The organism is Bacteroidota bacterium, from assembly GCA_016718825.1.
Classification (GTDB): domain Bacteria; phylum Bacteroidota; class Bacteroidia; order J057; family JADKCL01; genus JADKCL01.
Genome location: JADKCL010000009.1, coordinates 188,600 through 204,181, shown reverse-complemented (window position 1 = coordinate 204,181; position 15,582 = coordinate 188,600). Strand labels below are relative to the sequence as shown.

Below are 15,582 nucleotides of genomic sequence, written 5' to 3'. Positions count from 1 at the left end.
ATGAAATTGAATCCCAAGGCTTTACACTTGTTTCTGCTCGTTTTTTTTGCGGGATGGCTGCTGCCGAATAGCCTCTTGCTTGGACAATCTACCTGGCATGCATGGTGCCGACATCCAGCACCGAATGTTGAAAATTCCAAGCAAGCAGCGATTCAGGTTGATTATCCGCTGTCCTGCATCAATTTTGATTGGAATTCGGGGCCGGATGTTTGGGATACCGCTTCCCAAACCACCTATGCCTACGATCCCAATGGCCGGGTGATCGAACGCATAATCGGCCTTTACGGTTCGGGAACCTACTTCAATGATTTTCGCGAGACGCATGCCTACACCACGTCGGGATTTGACACCCTGACGCTTGCCGAGCGCTGGAACGGCAGCAATTGGGACCCGAGCTACCGATTTTTGCGGACATTCGACCCTTATGGAAATCTGACCTCGAGCATCGGGCAAACGTGGAATGGCATTGGTTGGGACACTTCGTCGGGATACCGCGCTTCCTATACGTATCATCCTTCGCAGCAGATCGCCTCGGTCATACAAGAAAGCTACCAAATCGGAGTTGGCTGGTACCCCACATACAAAATAGAATATTCGCTTGACAATCAGAATCGTTGGGATACCGTGACGGGCTACCTGCCATTGCAAGGCAATTGGGCCAACGATCGGCGTATCGTGGGCTTGGGTTGGCACGACTTTTCCGAAAATCAGCCCGATTCCGGAAGATTTGAGCAATACACCACAGTTTGGGAAAATTTGCAACGGTATCGTGTGACCTATTCGCAAAACGACAGCCAAGAATGGATTTATGAAAAGTTTGCCACGACTTGGGATCCGGCGGATAAATTCCTTTTCAACTATGACGCCCAAGGCAATGAGATTTTGAACGAAGGCTATCGTTGGACCGGCGCTTGGACGCAAACCGACGGCCTCCTCACAAGTTATGTCTATGGACTTTCAGGCGAAAGGCTCGAAGTGACGCAAGCTTTTTACAGCGGCATGATCTATGTGAATGACAACCGGCAGGTGTACGCCAATTTTTTCACCGAATCCCCTGAGGAACAAAACAAAAGCATCCACATGAAAGTGTTTCCCAATCCCTCGTCAGGCAATGCTCCGGTCAACTTCAAGTTTTCGGGAAAGGATCTCGGGATGGTTCAGATTTGTCTGTACGACATGACGGGCCGGCTACGTTTGGTCACCCACGCAGCGACGCAAGCCTTGGTGCAAATCTCCATTCCGGATGGATTTGAAAATGGAACTTATATCTACCGCGTAGCTTCCCGGCTCGGCACTGCAAACGGAACGTGGATCTTGCAGCGTTAAGGTCTCCTTCGTCTTGAAAAATGAACTAATTTTGTGAAGGTGTTCGCCTTCCTCAAAAGCGAATTCCTATCGTTGTTGTTCTACTTCAATGTATCCGAAAATTCAATGCGTTTAGCCTTTACTTCCCTATTGCTCTTGTGTTTGTCTGTTGGAATCCTTCAAGCGCAGCATGCTTGGCTTCCATGGTCGCCTGCATCCGGGAAAACGATTCAGCCTTCGCAGAAAACGGCTTCCCATGAAGATTTTCCCGAATTATGCTATCAGTTTGTCTGGCATGACTCCTTAGTGGCATGGGACAGTGTGTACATGGAAACCAATACCTACTCCGTCAACGGAGACCTGACGGAACGGATCGGGCAGCAGTACAATGGAAACGGTTTTGTGCCGCAACGCCGCAGTGAGTTCACCTACATCAGCCCGGGAAAGCAAAGTTCGGAAACGTCCTGGCTCTGGAATGGTTCCAATTGGGTGGAGGATTACCGCACCGAAATGGCCTACGACGGGCTGGGAAACAATACATTATTCCTGAATTACTACTGGACGGGACAAAACTGGGACACTGCTTACGGTCAACGCAATACCTACAGCTACGTGTTCACCGATCGCATTTCCATGTACACCGAGGAATTCTGGGACAGCACTGCCCATGTTTGGGAAAATTCGGGGCGCATCGAATACAACTTCCCCACAGTGGCATCTTGGGATACGACGACCTACTACTTCTGGAATGGCTCGGTATGGCAACCCGACGAGCGTTTTGTCGACGTGCTTTGGTATGATTTCGACAAGGAACTCGCCTACGCCGCACGCAACCAAGCCTATGGCGGCAGCGGATGGGAAGATGTGGCACGTTTCCGGTGTACGTTCGGGGCCTATGACAGTCCGACCTATGTTTGGGATGATTGGAATGGTGTGAGTTGGGACAGCACCACCAAAGATGTGACGCGCTACGATGCACATGCACATGAAATCCTGAGCGAAAGCTTTGACTGGATCGGCGCCTGGCAACAAAGTTCGGGCTTCCTGAGTCATTACACCTATGACAATCAGGACCGTACCACCGAGGTGATTAATGAATTGTTTGACGGATACATCTACCGTTTCGCTGGGCGTCGCACCTATCCGACGTTTTTTACCGGCCAATCGGATGCGGTGGAATTCAAAATCCAAACTTCGGTTTACCCCAACCCCTGCGCCGAGCATTTGACCATTGGGTTTGAAACCGCGCCCAAGGGGCTGGTGGAGATTTCAATCTATGACTTGCGTGGGCAATTGCGCCTGCAGACCCGGATCAGTGCCCTGCAAGGCGGCCCGATCAATATCCAACTCCCCGAAACGATGGAAAATGGCTGCTATTCATACAGAATATCCACGCAAGAAGGCAATGCGTGCGGGAAGTTGAATATACTTCGCTGATAATTCGCATTTCATATTGGAATCTCGGTAGAAAAGACCAATTTGGAAAGTCTTTCGCCGTTGCCAGTTTTCATCACCCTTGAAAATTGGACCTCTATGTTGCGTAAAATCACCTTATCGGCCTTGCTCGCCGCGCTGTCCTTGGGTATTGTCTCGGGCCAAGCGCCAATTTCATCGGACCCGTTGGAGCCCTTTCTTTGGCCAGTCCGGCAGATGCCCCAAAGCACGGATTTTGACAATGGTTTTGGTACAATGCGGCCACCGTCGACCGCGCCGTTTCACGCAAAAATCCAACCTGTTGCATCCAGCAAAGCCGCCGGTGTCACCCACCATTTGGAAATGCCCGGCCTCATCCAGTTTTTCATTTGGAATGCATTCGACAGTGATTGGGACACCTCGACCCAATACAACTACAATTACCGCATTGACGGCAAACGTCTAGACCAATTGGAGTTGGCGTACAACAACGGGAATTTCGTACAGTTGCGCCACCAAGTTTATGCCTATGACAATGCTGGCAATGCCATCGAGAACCTTGAATTGGCATGGAATGGAACAAGTTGGGAAAACTACAAACGCACACAGCTGAGCTATGATACCTTTGGAAATACGACTATGACTGGAATTGAGCTGTGGAATGGATCTAGCTGGGACACCTTTCAACTTGAGCGTACCCTCTATTCGTATGCATTTGGCAACCATATCGATACGCTCACGGTTCAAAAATACAATCTCATGACACATTCTTGGCGCAACTTCCGCATGGAGGTCAGCGCCTACAACGCCGACAGCCTTGAGATCGAATTTTCGATGGCAGCTTGGAATGGAGGAAATTGGCAACCCCAGGAAAGGTTGCTCTATTCCTACTTTCCGAATCGCAACCTGCAAACGGCACAGCATTTTTGGTTTGACGGGAGTGGTTGGGACCTGTGGTTGGAACAATCCTACACAGGATGGCACAACTACGAAAAAGGACTCTACTACGCTTGCGTCGTTGGTTCGCCCAACCTCCAACCCGGGGAATTTTTATTCTATGAAAGAAACTATTTCCCTTACGAAAGTTTCCATGAGGTAGGCTACAGACAGCTGTACGCAGATATCACAACCAATTGGATGTACAAAAGGAAAAACGACTCCAATGGCCATCGGGTTCTCGAAGAAATCTACAATTATGACTCCGGTTTCACGCTCGGTGGAGGGATACATCTATTCTATACCTATGATAACCAGGGCCAAACCACGGAAATCAAGAGAGAAGTATGGACCAATGGCGTTTTTGAATTTGACCGTCGGGCGATTTATGGACAATTTTTCACCGGGATTGAAGCAGGGCAGCAACTTCTGGGGATCACGGCCTATCCCAATCCGGCAAGTGAAGTTTTGAAATTCAATATGCAGCTATTGCCTTCTGAACCAGTCCAAATTCAACTGTTTGACTTGGAAGGAAGATTGCGCATGGAATCCCTACAGACTTCGCAAGGATTGAAGGACATCGAAGTTCCCCTACCTTCCGTACTTGCCAACGGAACCTACGTGTACCGACTCACAACAGAAAGCGGCTTTGCCTCCGGCAAGATCATCGTGCAACACTAAGTCAACTTTCCGTCTGCTTTTTATTAACTTCATGGGCTATGAGAAAGTCCATCGGCTTGTTGTTACTGGGAGTGATGTTATTGATTCATCCTGCAGGAATGCTCTTTGCACAATGTAACGGCGATCCAGCGCTTTGCAACCGTCGTTTTGATGAGGTTTGTTATGCCACGACCCACAATGCTTTCAACTACCAAGGTGCATTTCTATTTCCCAATCAAAGCTTTGACATCGCCCGGCAAATGCAGGATGGCATTCGCAGTTTGATGCTCGATGTTTATTGGTACAACAACCGTCCTACGGTCTACCACAGCAGCAATTTCCTTGGGACTCAACCGTTGAGCGGCTTGCTCGATGACATCAAGGTCTTTCTGGACGCCAATCCCAACGAGGTGATGAGCATTATCTTCGAATGTTACATTACCGCGGCGCAAATGAATGCCGTTTTTGACGCCGCGGGCCTGCTTCCCTACGTCCACGCGCAACCGCAAGGCAGTGCTTGGCCCACCCTCGGCGACATGATCACCGCCAACAAACGCCTGGTGGTCTTCACCGATGTCAATGACGGTCAGGCCTATCCATGGTACCATTATGTCTGGGACTACGCCGTCGAAACCGACTATACCGCCTACAGCCGCAGCGACTTCAGCTGCGCCTACAACCGCGGCGACAGCACAAAAAGCCTGTTCATTCTGAATCACTTCGTGACCCAACAAACGTTGGGCTACGGACTGCTTGACTCGGCAGCAGCGGTGAATGCCAATCCCTATCTGACCGACCGCGCCATGGGTTGCTGGGCAGCCACCGGCAAACGTCCCAACTTCCTGACGGTCGATTTCTACGAGCAAGGCGATGTGATGGCGGCAAAGGATGCTTTAAATGTTGGGGCTTTGGGGAGGTTGGAAGCGTGCAACATCATTCCACGATCCAATTGGTCCAAAATCCAGCCAAAGACTTGATTCGCCTGCAAAGCCCCACAGCCATCGGCGAATTCGAATTTTCCCTTTTTGACCTTCAAGGCGGCGTTCAATTGCGAATTTCGGGCGAGGAATCGGGGTCTGAACTCAGGATTCCAATTCCCGAAGCCTTGAAAAGGGGGATTTATTTTACCGGATTTCCATCGTTTCAGGGGAGCTTTTGGGAAGGTGATCATCTTTCGATAGGCTGGAATTGAACTTTGGTTCGAATGGAAAAGGGAGGGGCGTTGTCTGGAAGGCATGGCTTGAATCTTGAGACCATAAAAAAGCCGTTTGCCAACCTTTCCAGCTGCTGCTTTGAGCAACACAGAAGGTTGGCAAACGGCTTTGAATCATTCTACGAAATCGTGCGCTTAGCGCAGAATCTCCAGATTGAAGGTTTTGCGCAAACCGAGTGATTCGACAGTGAGGATGTAAAGTCCGGCGGGCTGTGTTTCAAGATCCAGCAATGTCTTGCCAGACTCAACCTTGCCCGTACGAATGACCTGCCCCATCAGATTTACCACACGGAAGGAGGTTTCCTCCGGATTGTCGCCCATCGTGATCGTGAAAACACCGTTGGAGGGGTTGGGATGGACGGTGAAGGAAACTTCGACGCCCGGCGTCACACCGATACAAACATCCACGATCGCAGTTGCGGTGTCGCTGCCTTCACAGCCGTTCAAGTCCGCATAGGTGTAGGTAAGCACGTGCGAACCCACACCTGCAGTTCCAGGCGCAAACATGCCTGCATTCACAGAAGGGCCTGAATACGTGCCGCCTGCGGGCGAACCGCCCGTGAGCTGCACAGCAGGATCAATGTCGCAGAAATGATCCAACAATTCGAAGGTCACGACCGGATTGGCATGTACCAACACATCAATCGAATTTGTGGCAGAGCAATTGTTGACGGTATCCCAAGCGGTCACAAAGTAGGTGATGTCGCTCGCAGGGGTGGCAAGCACGGTGCTGCCGAGGGTGTCGCTCAGACTCGTTCCCGGTGACCAAGTATAGGCATCGCCGCCAGATACGGTGAGCGTGAGCGTATCGCCTTCGCACATGTTCAACGGGCCGAGCACGACCACTGCCATGACGGTCGAGACATTCAAAGTAAACGAAACTGTATCCGTGCAACCGGAAAGAGAATCGGTTCCGATCGCCGTGTACAGGGTCGTTGCCGAAGGGAATGCAAGGACGGAATCACCCGAAGTGGCGCTCAATGATCCGCCCGGCCCCCAAGTATAAAAATCTGTTCCTGAAGCTTCGAAATCGACCGTATCACCGGCACAAATCACCGTCGAGTCGTAGCTGACAGCGATGGTAGGACTGTTGTTGAAAATCCAAATCGAATCGTTGCTGGCACAACCAGCTGAATCGGATACCGTCAAAGAAAAGGCCACTGTGCTGTCCAAAACCATCATCGGATTGCAATCCGAGGGATTGTTGAGTCCCGTCGAAGGCGTCCAAAGACAAGTGGTGGCGCCGAGGTTTCCTGTAATCGCAGAGTTTAAGGTCAAGCTATCCCCTTTACAAGCGAAAACATCCACCAACTGGGCAGCGAGACTTGGCAATACGGCCCCTATCACCGCCGTTGGGGCAGGTGAGACGTTGTTTTTGGTGAAATACCAAAGGTCGGGATAGCCGTAGTGATAGTTGCTCAGCGTATTGGTGGGAAAGGTATTTTGTGTGCAGCTGTTGCAGTAACGCATGTCCAAATAAGTGAGGTGCTGCCCAATCGCGGAACTTGTTCCAAAATAATACCCATCGCCGGTTCCTTGGTACAATTCCAGGATGTATTGGGTGCCGGTTGTGAGCCAAATCGGTGATGTCAAAGCGCCGTAGCTGTATTGGGCCGCTGGACCGGAGACCTGCATTTGACGCAGGATGGCTTGTGTAGTGAAATTGAACAAGGTCACATAGCGAGTTGTCCCTGTCGGCTCACGCTTTCCAAAGGACTGAACCAGAATATCTTGCGTGGGTGCAAACCGGAATCCGCGCTGGGAAAGTTGTGCACCACCGGCATTGCCTGACGCAACGCTATCCGTCGACGAATGCGGTCCGATGAAACAACCGACGATCGCCGATGTGGAAGTAGCCAATGGATTGCCGTACTGCATGAAAATGGAGGTCGTGCCGTTGGCGGGCAGCGAAGGAATTTTCACCCAAATGACGGTAGAGTCATCGTTCATCGGACCTTCGATCCAATGATTGAGCAACGTCGTGGCCTCGCAATCGGTGCTGAAGCGGATGTCATCGCCGCTTGCAAGCATGCGACCCGCGTTGATTTCCGTCTGTGTATCAATGTAGAGTTTGAGCTGATAATTCGTGACCGTAGTGCCGGAGTTTTCCGTCACCTGAATCACCCGCTTGTGCGACCAACCTTGCGGTTGCGCAAACGCAGAGACATACAGTAAGACAAAGAAAAACGTGTAAATTGATTTTTTCATATCGTGTTTTTTTGAAGAAAGTGATTTCAATGAACAACCCTAATTTCAGAGATATTTCTGTAATTTCCGATAAGTTTTTGAATTGTCATCCACCACCTGCGCTGCTTGTGTGCCACTCCAAAATACGCATAGACAGCAAGAAGATGCGTACGATGGATGACCGTTTTAGAATCCTATCTTCGCATAAAATCTCTCTCGTGCCGCGTCATCACCCCCGTTTCTCCCGATTTTTGCTTTCTCTTCTTTTGATGATGGCTGTCTGTCACGTCTCATTCGCCCAATGCAACGGTGATTCAGCGCTTTGCAACCGAAGATTCGATCAAGTCTGCTTCCTCTACACGCACAATGCGTACAACATCAAGGGCGATCACCGGTTGCCCAATCAGACATTGTCAATTGCCGAACAACTGAATCTCGGTGTACGCGGAATGATGCTCGATGTCTACTGGAAAAAGGACCATGCGGTGTTGTACCACGGCAACAAAATTCTCGGAAAGCGGCCATTGCAGGAGGATTTGGTTGCCATTCGAAGCTTTCTGGAAACGCATCCGAACGAGGTCTTGAGCATCATATTTGAAAGCAACATCACGCCCGAACAAATGCATTCCGAGGTCGAAAAAGCAGGACTCCTCCCCCATCTCCACACGCAAAACGCTGTTCAGGATTGGCCGACACTGCAGGAAATGATCACCGCCGGGCATCGCTTGGTCATCTTCTCGGAAAAAGACCGCGGCAATCCCTATCCGTGGTTGCATCCCGTCTGGGACTTTGCCACGGAAAACCGCTATTCCAACCATTCCCGCGCCGAATTTGACACGCGGCACAACCGGGGAGACAGCACAAACCGGCTTTTTTTGCTGAACCACTTCATTACCCATCGCAAGTTTGGTGTCGGGCGCAGGGACAGCGCCATCGTCGCGAATGCACGGGGCAACGTCCTCGACCATGCCTTGGAAGCTTGGAGCACGACCGGCCATTTCCCGAATTTTGTTGCCGTCGATTTTGTGGAAATTGGCGATGCGAAGGAGTGCTGTGGACGCCTCAATGCTTTTGGCAGCCAACTGAAAAGTCCGATACGAGTTCATTGACACCGTCGCCTGATTTGGGAGAGGATCAAGCCTTCTTCGATTTTCCAGAACCGAACACCGCCAATCCAACTGTGACGATTCGCGACGCTGATCACCGGGCAAATTTCCGTTAAACCTCGCAAGCCCAATCAGGTATCGATGACACACCACTAAATGGGATCGGGAAGCTTCCCGATGGCGAATACCGCGTTGAACTGCGCATGGGCAGCCATTTCGAACGACGGAACTTGATCATTCGACGCAAAAATATGCCGATCTACTTCATTCGCATTCGCTAGGTAGCCACTTAGGGAGAGCTCATCAAGGCTTCCCTACGTTGATCTTCCAAATAGCACGTTTATGGCATTCCTTCAACAAAGGAAATTCAGGCGATCACCTGCAGCACCCGACGCATGGGGATTCCAGTATCTCCTTTGAGGATGACCCGCTCATCGGTCAACGACCAAATTGTCGTCTCGACCATTTTCAAGCCGCCATCGTCCTCAAAAACGATCTGTACCTTGCCTTTTTCCAAGTTTCCAAGTGTCAGTGCCCGCTCAAGGTCCATGCGACGATTCTTGATGTCGTCTTTGTTGCTCAACACTTCATTGGATGGAAAACGCAGTTGATTGACTTGCTCCTTCGCAACTGTAACGATTTTTCTTTCAGCAACACTCATAGCTCTGACGAATAAGGGTGAGAAAATTAAATTGCAATAATGAACAAGCTACGTAAAAAATTACTGATTGTCAAGCAGATGCAAGAAAAATGTTTATCCACAAGGGAAAGTGAAAAGTTATAAGTGAAAAGTGAAAAGCCCAAGTGTAGTTGGTAGTTAGAAAGTAGCAGGCAGCAGTGAAGTTGTTGCCTAATTCAACAACCAAAACTGCTAACTGCTAACCGCTAACTGCTAATTTCTAATTCTCCATCCTCAAAACAGTCCCGAGATCTTCCCGTTTTCGTCGATGTCGATTTTTTCGGCGCTTGGGATACTTGGCAAACCAGGCATTCTCAGCATATTTCCAAGGATCGGAATGATGAAGCCAGCGCCGGCGGCGACTTCGATTTCCCGCACGGTCATTTCAAAGCCCGATGGACGGCCCAAAATCTTGGGATCATCCGTAAAACTGCTTTGGGTTTTGGCTACGCAAACCGGCAGATGCTCCAAGCCCAAACGCTTGATTCTGCGCAAATCAGACTTGGCATCGTTGCCGAAAACGACCGATCCGGCTCCGTAGACCTTTTTGCAGATCGCCTCGATTTTGTATTCGACGGGATCGTTCCAGTCATAGACGGGTCGGTAGGGTCCGGTGCAGCTTTCAACTGCTTTGACGACTTCGCGGGCGAGGTCTTGGACGCCTTCGCCGCCTTTGGCCCAGCCTTCGTTGAGGGCAACGCCGACGCCGAGTTCGCGGCAGCGGTCCATCACGATCTTGATTTCCTCTGCGGTATCTGCACTGAAGCGGTTGATGCTCACCACGCCCGGCACGCCGTACATGCGGATGTTTTCGATATGCTTTTCCAAGTTCGGCAAGCCCTTGCGCAGCGCCTCCGGATCGGGTTGCGAAAGCTCGGCGAGCGGCTTGCCGCCATGGTATTTGAGTGCCCGGATGGTGGCCACAAGCACAATGGCCTTCGGTGACAAGCCCGAATAGCCGCATTTGATGTCCAGAAACTTCTCTGCACCCAAATCCGCGCCAAACCCAGCCTCGGTCACCGCATATTCGCACATCGTGAGGCCCATCTTGGTGGCAATCACCGAATTGGTGCCCTGGGCGATGTTGGCGAATGGCCCTCCATGAATGAAGGCAGGATTGCCTTCCAGCGTTTGTACCAAATTGGGTTTGATGGCATCCTTCAGCAAGACCGCCATGGCACCGTTGGCATTGAGGTCGCGGGCGTAGATCGCTTTGCGGGCGAAGGTATCCCCGACGTAGATATTGCCCATTTTGGTCTTGAGATCGGTCAAATCCTTGCTCAGACAGAGAATCGCCATGATTTCGGAGGCGGCAGTGATGTTGAAGCCCTCTTCGCGGGGCATGCCCCCGGCTTTGCCGCCCAATCCGACAACGATGTTGCGCAAAGCGCGGTCGTTCATGTCCATGACCCGTTTCCAGGCAACGGTACGTGGGTCAATGTCCAAGGAGCGTTCGGCATCTTGGATGTTGTTGTCGATCAGGGCTGCAAGCAAGTTGTTGGCCTTTTCGATGGCAGAAAAGTCACCGGTGAAATGCAAGTTGATGTCTTCCATCGGGACTACCTGCGAATAACCGCCGCCTGCTGCACCGCCTTTGACGCCAAAAACAGGGCCAAGCGATGGTTCGCGGAGCACTACGGCTGCCTTTTTTCCAATCTTGTTGAGGCCTTCGGTGAGGCCGATCGAAGTCGTGGTTTTGCCCTCGCCTGCGGGTGTGGGCGTAATGGCGGTCACAAGTACGAGGTTGTGTTGCTTGACTTTGGCCTCATCGATGAGGTGCAAGGGGAGCTTGGCTTTGTACTTCCCATACAGTTCCAAATCCTCCGCCGAAATGCCCATTTTGGCGGCGATATCATTGATATGGCGCAAAGTAGCGGCCTGCGCGATGGCGAGGTCTGGATCGGTAGTCATTTTCGAATCAGCCATTTTTCTTTCTTTTTGGATGAATTGGGGATGAAGATAGGACTTTTTTGGAGTTTGGGAGGCCTTTGATCCTCAATTGACGCTGTAGAGAGGCGAAGACCTTGATCCACAAAAATGTGGATGACCATCGATCTTATGCACAATCGCGTTTTTAGATTTTCTCGATCAAAGCGACCTTCCTACTTTTGTAACTATTCGTTCACAATTATTCAACCTAATTGAAACACTTCAGTCTCTTGACGTTGGCGCTGTTGTTGCACCTTTGCTTGCCTGCGCAAGTTGATTCCTCGGGGACAAAACCTGCCCCAAAACCTGAGGCTCCCCCCAAAAAATGGTATGAAAACCTTGCCCTGCGAGGTTATGCACAGGTTCGGTATAACCGATTGCTCGAAACCAATGAAGATTTGGGATGCGAGCAATGCGATAAATCTTGGGGTAAAGGAGGTGGTTTTTTCCTGCGAAGGGTACGTCTGATTTTTAGCGGGCAGGTTGCTAAACGGATATATATCTATGTGCAGCCAGATTTTGCCAGCAGTGCATCGGGCGACCGCCTACATTTTGGGCAATTGCGCGATGCTTACTTTGATGTAGGCATTGACGCAGACAATGAATTCCGCTTTCGAATTGGCCAAAGCAAGGTTCCATTTGGCTTTGAGAACATGCAATCCAGTCAGAATCGTTTGCCGCTCGACCGGCACGATGCCATGAACAGCGCGGTTGCAAACGAGCGCGATTTGGGTGTTTTTTTCTACTGGGCCCCCAAAGAAAAGCGCACCTTGTTTACCGAATTGGTCAACTCCGGGCTCAAGGGAAGCGGAGATTACGGGGTGATTGGTCTCGGGGCATACAATGGCCAAACTGCAAATTCCCTCGAGCTCAACGATCAACCGCATTTGATTGCGAGGTTCAGCTACCCGATGAAAGTCAAGAGCCAAATTATCGAGGCTGGCGTTCAGGCTTATACCGGAAAGTACGCGCTCCCATCTTCGAATCTAAGTCCTGGCGTAAAGTACCTTGAGGATCGCGACTATCTCGACCAACGTGCTGCCGCCTCTTTTGTCCTATATCCAAAACCCTTTGGCATTCAAGCGGAATACAATATTGGTCGGGGCCCGGAATTCAACAAATTGACCGACTCCATCGAAGTGCAATCGCTCAAAGGTGGTTACGTCACGCTCAGTTACATGGCCAAGATTAAAAGCCATACTTTGATCCCTTTTGCTCGTGCACATACCTATGATGGCGGCAAAAAGCATGAAAGAGATGCCCGGAGTTACAGTGTAAGAGAGCTGGAATTCGGTGTCGAATGGCAGCCTTTCAAGCAATTTGAGCTTGTTGCCATGTACACGATCTCTAAACGTCGGTACGAAGATTACCTCTTGCAAGACAATCTACAGCAAGGTAATTTGCTCAGATTGCAAGCCCAAGTTAATTTTTGAGCCATCTCATTCCTTCAAAAATGGACGCTACAGGGCGTTTCTTTTGATGCGTTGCAAAATTTGTAGCAACAACCGCCCTTTCAGCGTGGTAACGTAGCGCTGCGATGGACTCGTCGGTTTGTCTGGTAGGGTCATAGAAACGCTGTCAATTCCATTCAGACTACATTCAAGACCACTCAAACGAATGCTTACGACCATTCCACTTTACCACCTTACCTTTGCCTCCCTTGGAAAACACCTGAAATCCTGCCGCAGCGGCCAAGCGCAAAGGCATACAAATCCATCCTTTCAACATGCGTACATTAGCCTCCATTCAACGTGTCAAAGATCTTGCTCCCATTGCCGGCGCGGATGCCATTGAAAAAGCAACGGTGCTCGGTTGGCAGCTCGTCGTAAAAAAAGGCGAATTCCAAATCGGAGACCTTGCCGTTTACTGCGAGATTGACTCCCTCCTCCCCGACCGCCCTGAATTTGAATTCCTCAAGGCCCGTGGAATGCGCATTCGCACCATCCGCCTGCGCGGGGAAATTTCACAAGGCATCTGTTTCCCGCTGAGCGTTTTGCCTGCCGGAACCGAAATTGCCGAAGGTGCAGACGTCACCGACATCCTCGAGATCACCAAATATGAGCCACCGATTCCAGCCTCCCTTGCAGGGGTGATGAAAGGCGGATTTCCAAGTTTTATTCCCAAAACCGATGAAACGCGGGTACAAGTCTTGCAAGAGCTGCTCGACAAATTTACCGGCACCCTCTGTTATGTCACTGAAAAACTGGACGGTAGCTCTGTAACTTATTACTTGAAAGACGGCGAATTTGGGGTTTGCTCACGCAATCTTGAATTGCTGGAATCCGATGAAAACAGCCTCTGGAAAGTGGCCCGAATGCTGAAGGTCGAGGAAAAACTGCGCGCATTGGGCGGCAACCACGCACTCCAAGGCGAAATCGTCGGCGAAGGCATCCAAGGAAATCTCTACAAACTCCGCGGGCAAACGGTGTTTTTCTTCAATGCCTTTGACATCGATCACTACCGCTTTTATGACTTTGCCGAATTTGAAGCAGCCATGAAGGCGATGGAATTGACGCCCGTGCCCGTGCTCGACCGCGCCTACACGCTCGTGAACGATATTCCGACACTCGTAGAATTGGGAACAGGCAACAGCACCTTGTTCAAGGTGGAACGCGAAGGCGTGGTCATCCGACCATTGCACGAGCAAAGAGACAGCATCGGCCGGGTTTCTTTCAAGGCCATCAATCCGGAGTTTTTGCTGAAACACGACCATTGAGCGATGTGCAACGAAGGATTTTGGTAAAGTCTCTCCCGAAATCCTTTGCGCATTCATTGCAGTTGAATCCATTTGTGGCTAATTTTCGGTCGGAAAATGCTCAATTCGACTCCATTCGCCCATCCTCAACGCAACCTACCGCATTTGCTGCGCATTTTTGTGGGATTCCTTTTGACCTTGTTGTTTGGCTGCCAAGACAAAACTGCCCCGGTCACCCAACCTTTCGCACATCAAGCAGAATCGCCGCAAGATTTGCCAAAGGTCGCAAAACTGACTGCTGAAAATTTTGAGGAATTCGTTGCCGAATGGGATTCTATTTTCTCCAAAAAGCTGGATTCGACGAAATGTCCGGGGGCGGCCATGGTGATTGTGCAAGACAGTCAGGTGATTTTCCAGAAAGGTTATGGCCTGCGCTCCACGCGCGATACCGCCAAGGTAGATATTCACACACGCTTTCGGATCGGCAGTCTGTCCAAAGGCTTTGCCGGCGTGATCGCAAGTTTGGTGGCAGCGCAAGGAAAACTCCGTTTTGACGAGCGTGTCAAGGATATTCTCTCTGATTTCGTGCTTTGCGATTCCGCGCAGACAGAGCGGATCCGGGTTTGGCACTTGCTCTCGCATTCGACTGGGCTCCCGAGGCATACCTTTACAGGAAAAGTAGAGGGAAATGAGGATCGAAGGGCGATTCTTTGCGATTTGGAAACCGTGCCTGTCATCGGTGCCGAAGGAACCGTGTTTGCCTATCAAAATTTCTCGTTTTCCTTGATGGAGGATATCCTGCAAATTCGGACAGGGAAACCCTATCCTGATCTTGTGGAGAGCTACATCTTCCGCAAAACCGGCATGATCGACGCTACGATTCGGGAATCGGAATGGTTTGCTGCCGCCAACAAGGCTTTGCCGCATAGCAACGACCGACAAGGCAACTTTCACCCAATGCCGCTCAATTCCAAGTATTTCAGCGCGCCGTCGGCGGGTGGCGTCGCCGCTTCGATCAGCGATATGGGAAAATGGTTGAAAGTCTTGTTGGGACAACGCCCCGATGTCGCCAACAATTCCGTGCTGGATTCGACGTTTTTCCCGCGTGTAGAGACACAGTCCCGCGCATTTGCCAACCGCTGGGAAGGTGCGCTTGCCTCATACTATGGAGCAGGTTGGCGCATCATCGATTTGGGTGATCAGAAAATTGTCTGTCACGGCGGCAACGTCAACAACTACCGCAGCGAAATGGCATTCGATCGGGAAGCAGGAATTGGAGTTTGTTTCCTTTTTAATGCGATTTGCCCGGGCCAAGCAGAAGGGCCACCAGATTTTTTTAAATTCTACAGGTCTTTTATGGCAGCGCATGCAAAATTGGAAGCCAATTCATGACAAATGTCTTCGCCTGAGGCGCAAATTGCAGTTGTATTCCTCAAATTCAGCCAATCGTATTCACGGA

11 protein-coding genes are annotated in these 15,582 nt (G+C 50.6%); 8 read left to right on the top strand and 3 right to left on the bottom strand.

What is annotated here, in order from left to right; all coding sequences use genetic code 11:
• The 4 genes from IPN95_12830 (at position 1) to IPN95_12815 (ending at position 5,291) form a co-directional block, all read left to right on the top strand.
• A complete protein-coding gene (locus IPN95_12830; protein ID MBK9450270.1) occupies positions 1-1,326 on the top strand; it encodes a T9SS type A sorting domain-containing protein in 1,326 nt (441 codons plus the stop codon).
• Between the two features lie 141 nt (positions 1,327-1,467).
• Complete coding sequence (locus IPN95_12825) at positions 1,468-2,742, top strand: T9SS type A sorting domain-containing protein (GenBank protein MBK9450269.1); 1,275 nt, start codon at positions 1,468-1,470, stop codon at positions 2,740-2,742.
• 96 nt (positions 2,743-2,838) lie between these two features.
• Positions 2,839-4,335, top strand: coding sequence for a T9SS type A sorting domain-containing protein (locus IPN95_12820; GenBank protein ID MBK9450268.1), 1,497 nt, complete (start codon positions 2,839-2,841; stop codon positions 4,333-4,335).
• A 38-nt stretch (positions 4,336-4,373) separates the two neighbouring features.
• A complete protein-coding gene (locus IPN95_12815; protein MBK9450267.1) occupies positions 4,374-5,291 on the top strand; it encodes a hypothetical protein in 918 nt (305 codons plus the stop codon).
• Positions 5,292-5,662: 371 nt separating this feature from the next.
• Here IPN95_12815 and IPN95_12810 read toward each other — a convergent pair whose 3' ends face one another.
• Positions 5,663-7,735 (bottom strand): DUF2341 domain-containing protein, encoded by a 2,073-nt coding sequence (locus IPN95_12810; protein ID MBK9450266.1) that lies wholly within the window; start codon positions 7,733-7,735, stop codon positions 5,663-5,665.
• Positions 7,736-7,986: 251 nt separating this feature from the next.
• Here IPN95_12810 and IPN95_12805 point away from each other — a divergent pair, with 251 nt between their 5' ends.
• Positions 7,987-8,823, top strand: a complete 837-nt coding sequence (locus tag IPN95_12805; GenBank protein ID MBK9450265.1) for a hypothetical protein — start codon at positions 7,987-7,989, stop codon at positions 8,821-8,823.
• 364 nt (positions 8,824-9,187) lie between these two features.
• Here the strand turns inward: IPN95_12805 and IPN95_12800 are convergent, their stop codons facing one another.
• A complete protein-coding gene (locus IPN95_12800) occupies positions 9,188-9,481 on the bottom strand; it encodes a hypothetical protein (GenBank protein MBK9450264.1) in 294 nt (97 codons plus the stop codon).
• Positions 9,482-9,733: 252 nt separating this feature from the next.
• Positions 9,734-11,410: a formate--tetrahydrofolate ligase gene (locus tag IPN95_12795; protein MBK9450263.1), complete on the bottom strand. Its 1,677-nt coding sequence runs from the start codon at positions 11,408-11,410 to the stop codon at positions 9,734-9,736.
• Positions 11,411-11,640: 230 nt separating this feature from the next.
• Between IPN95_12795 and IPN95_12790 the strand changes: the two genes are divergently transcribed.
• The 3 genes from IPN95_12790 to IPN95_12780 all read left to right on the top strand — a co-directional run bounded on the left by IPN95_12790 (position 11,641) and on the right by IPN95_12780 (position 15,515).
• The gene (locus IPN95_12790) at positions 11,641-12,861 is read left to right on the top strand and encodes a porin (protein MBK9450262.1); all 1,221 of its coding nucleotides are present in this window, start codon (positions 11,641-11,643) and stop codon (positions 12,859-12,861) included.
• Positions 12,862-13,154: 293 nt separating this feature from the next.
• The gene (locus tag IPN95_12785) at positions 13,155-14,144 is read left to right on the top strand and encodes an RNA ligase (ATP) (GenBank protein MBK9450261.1); all 990 of its coding nucleotides are present in this window, start codon (positions 13,155-13,157) and stop codon (positions 14,142-14,144) included.
• 96 nt (positions 14,145-14,240) lie between these two features.
• Positions 14,241-15,515 (top strand): beta-lactamase family protein, encoded by a 1,275-nt coding sequence (locus IPN95_12780; protein ID MBK9450260.1) that lies wholly within the window; start codon positions 14,241-14,243, stop codon positions 15,513-15,515.
• Positions 15,516-15,582: the final 67 nt, after the last annotated feature.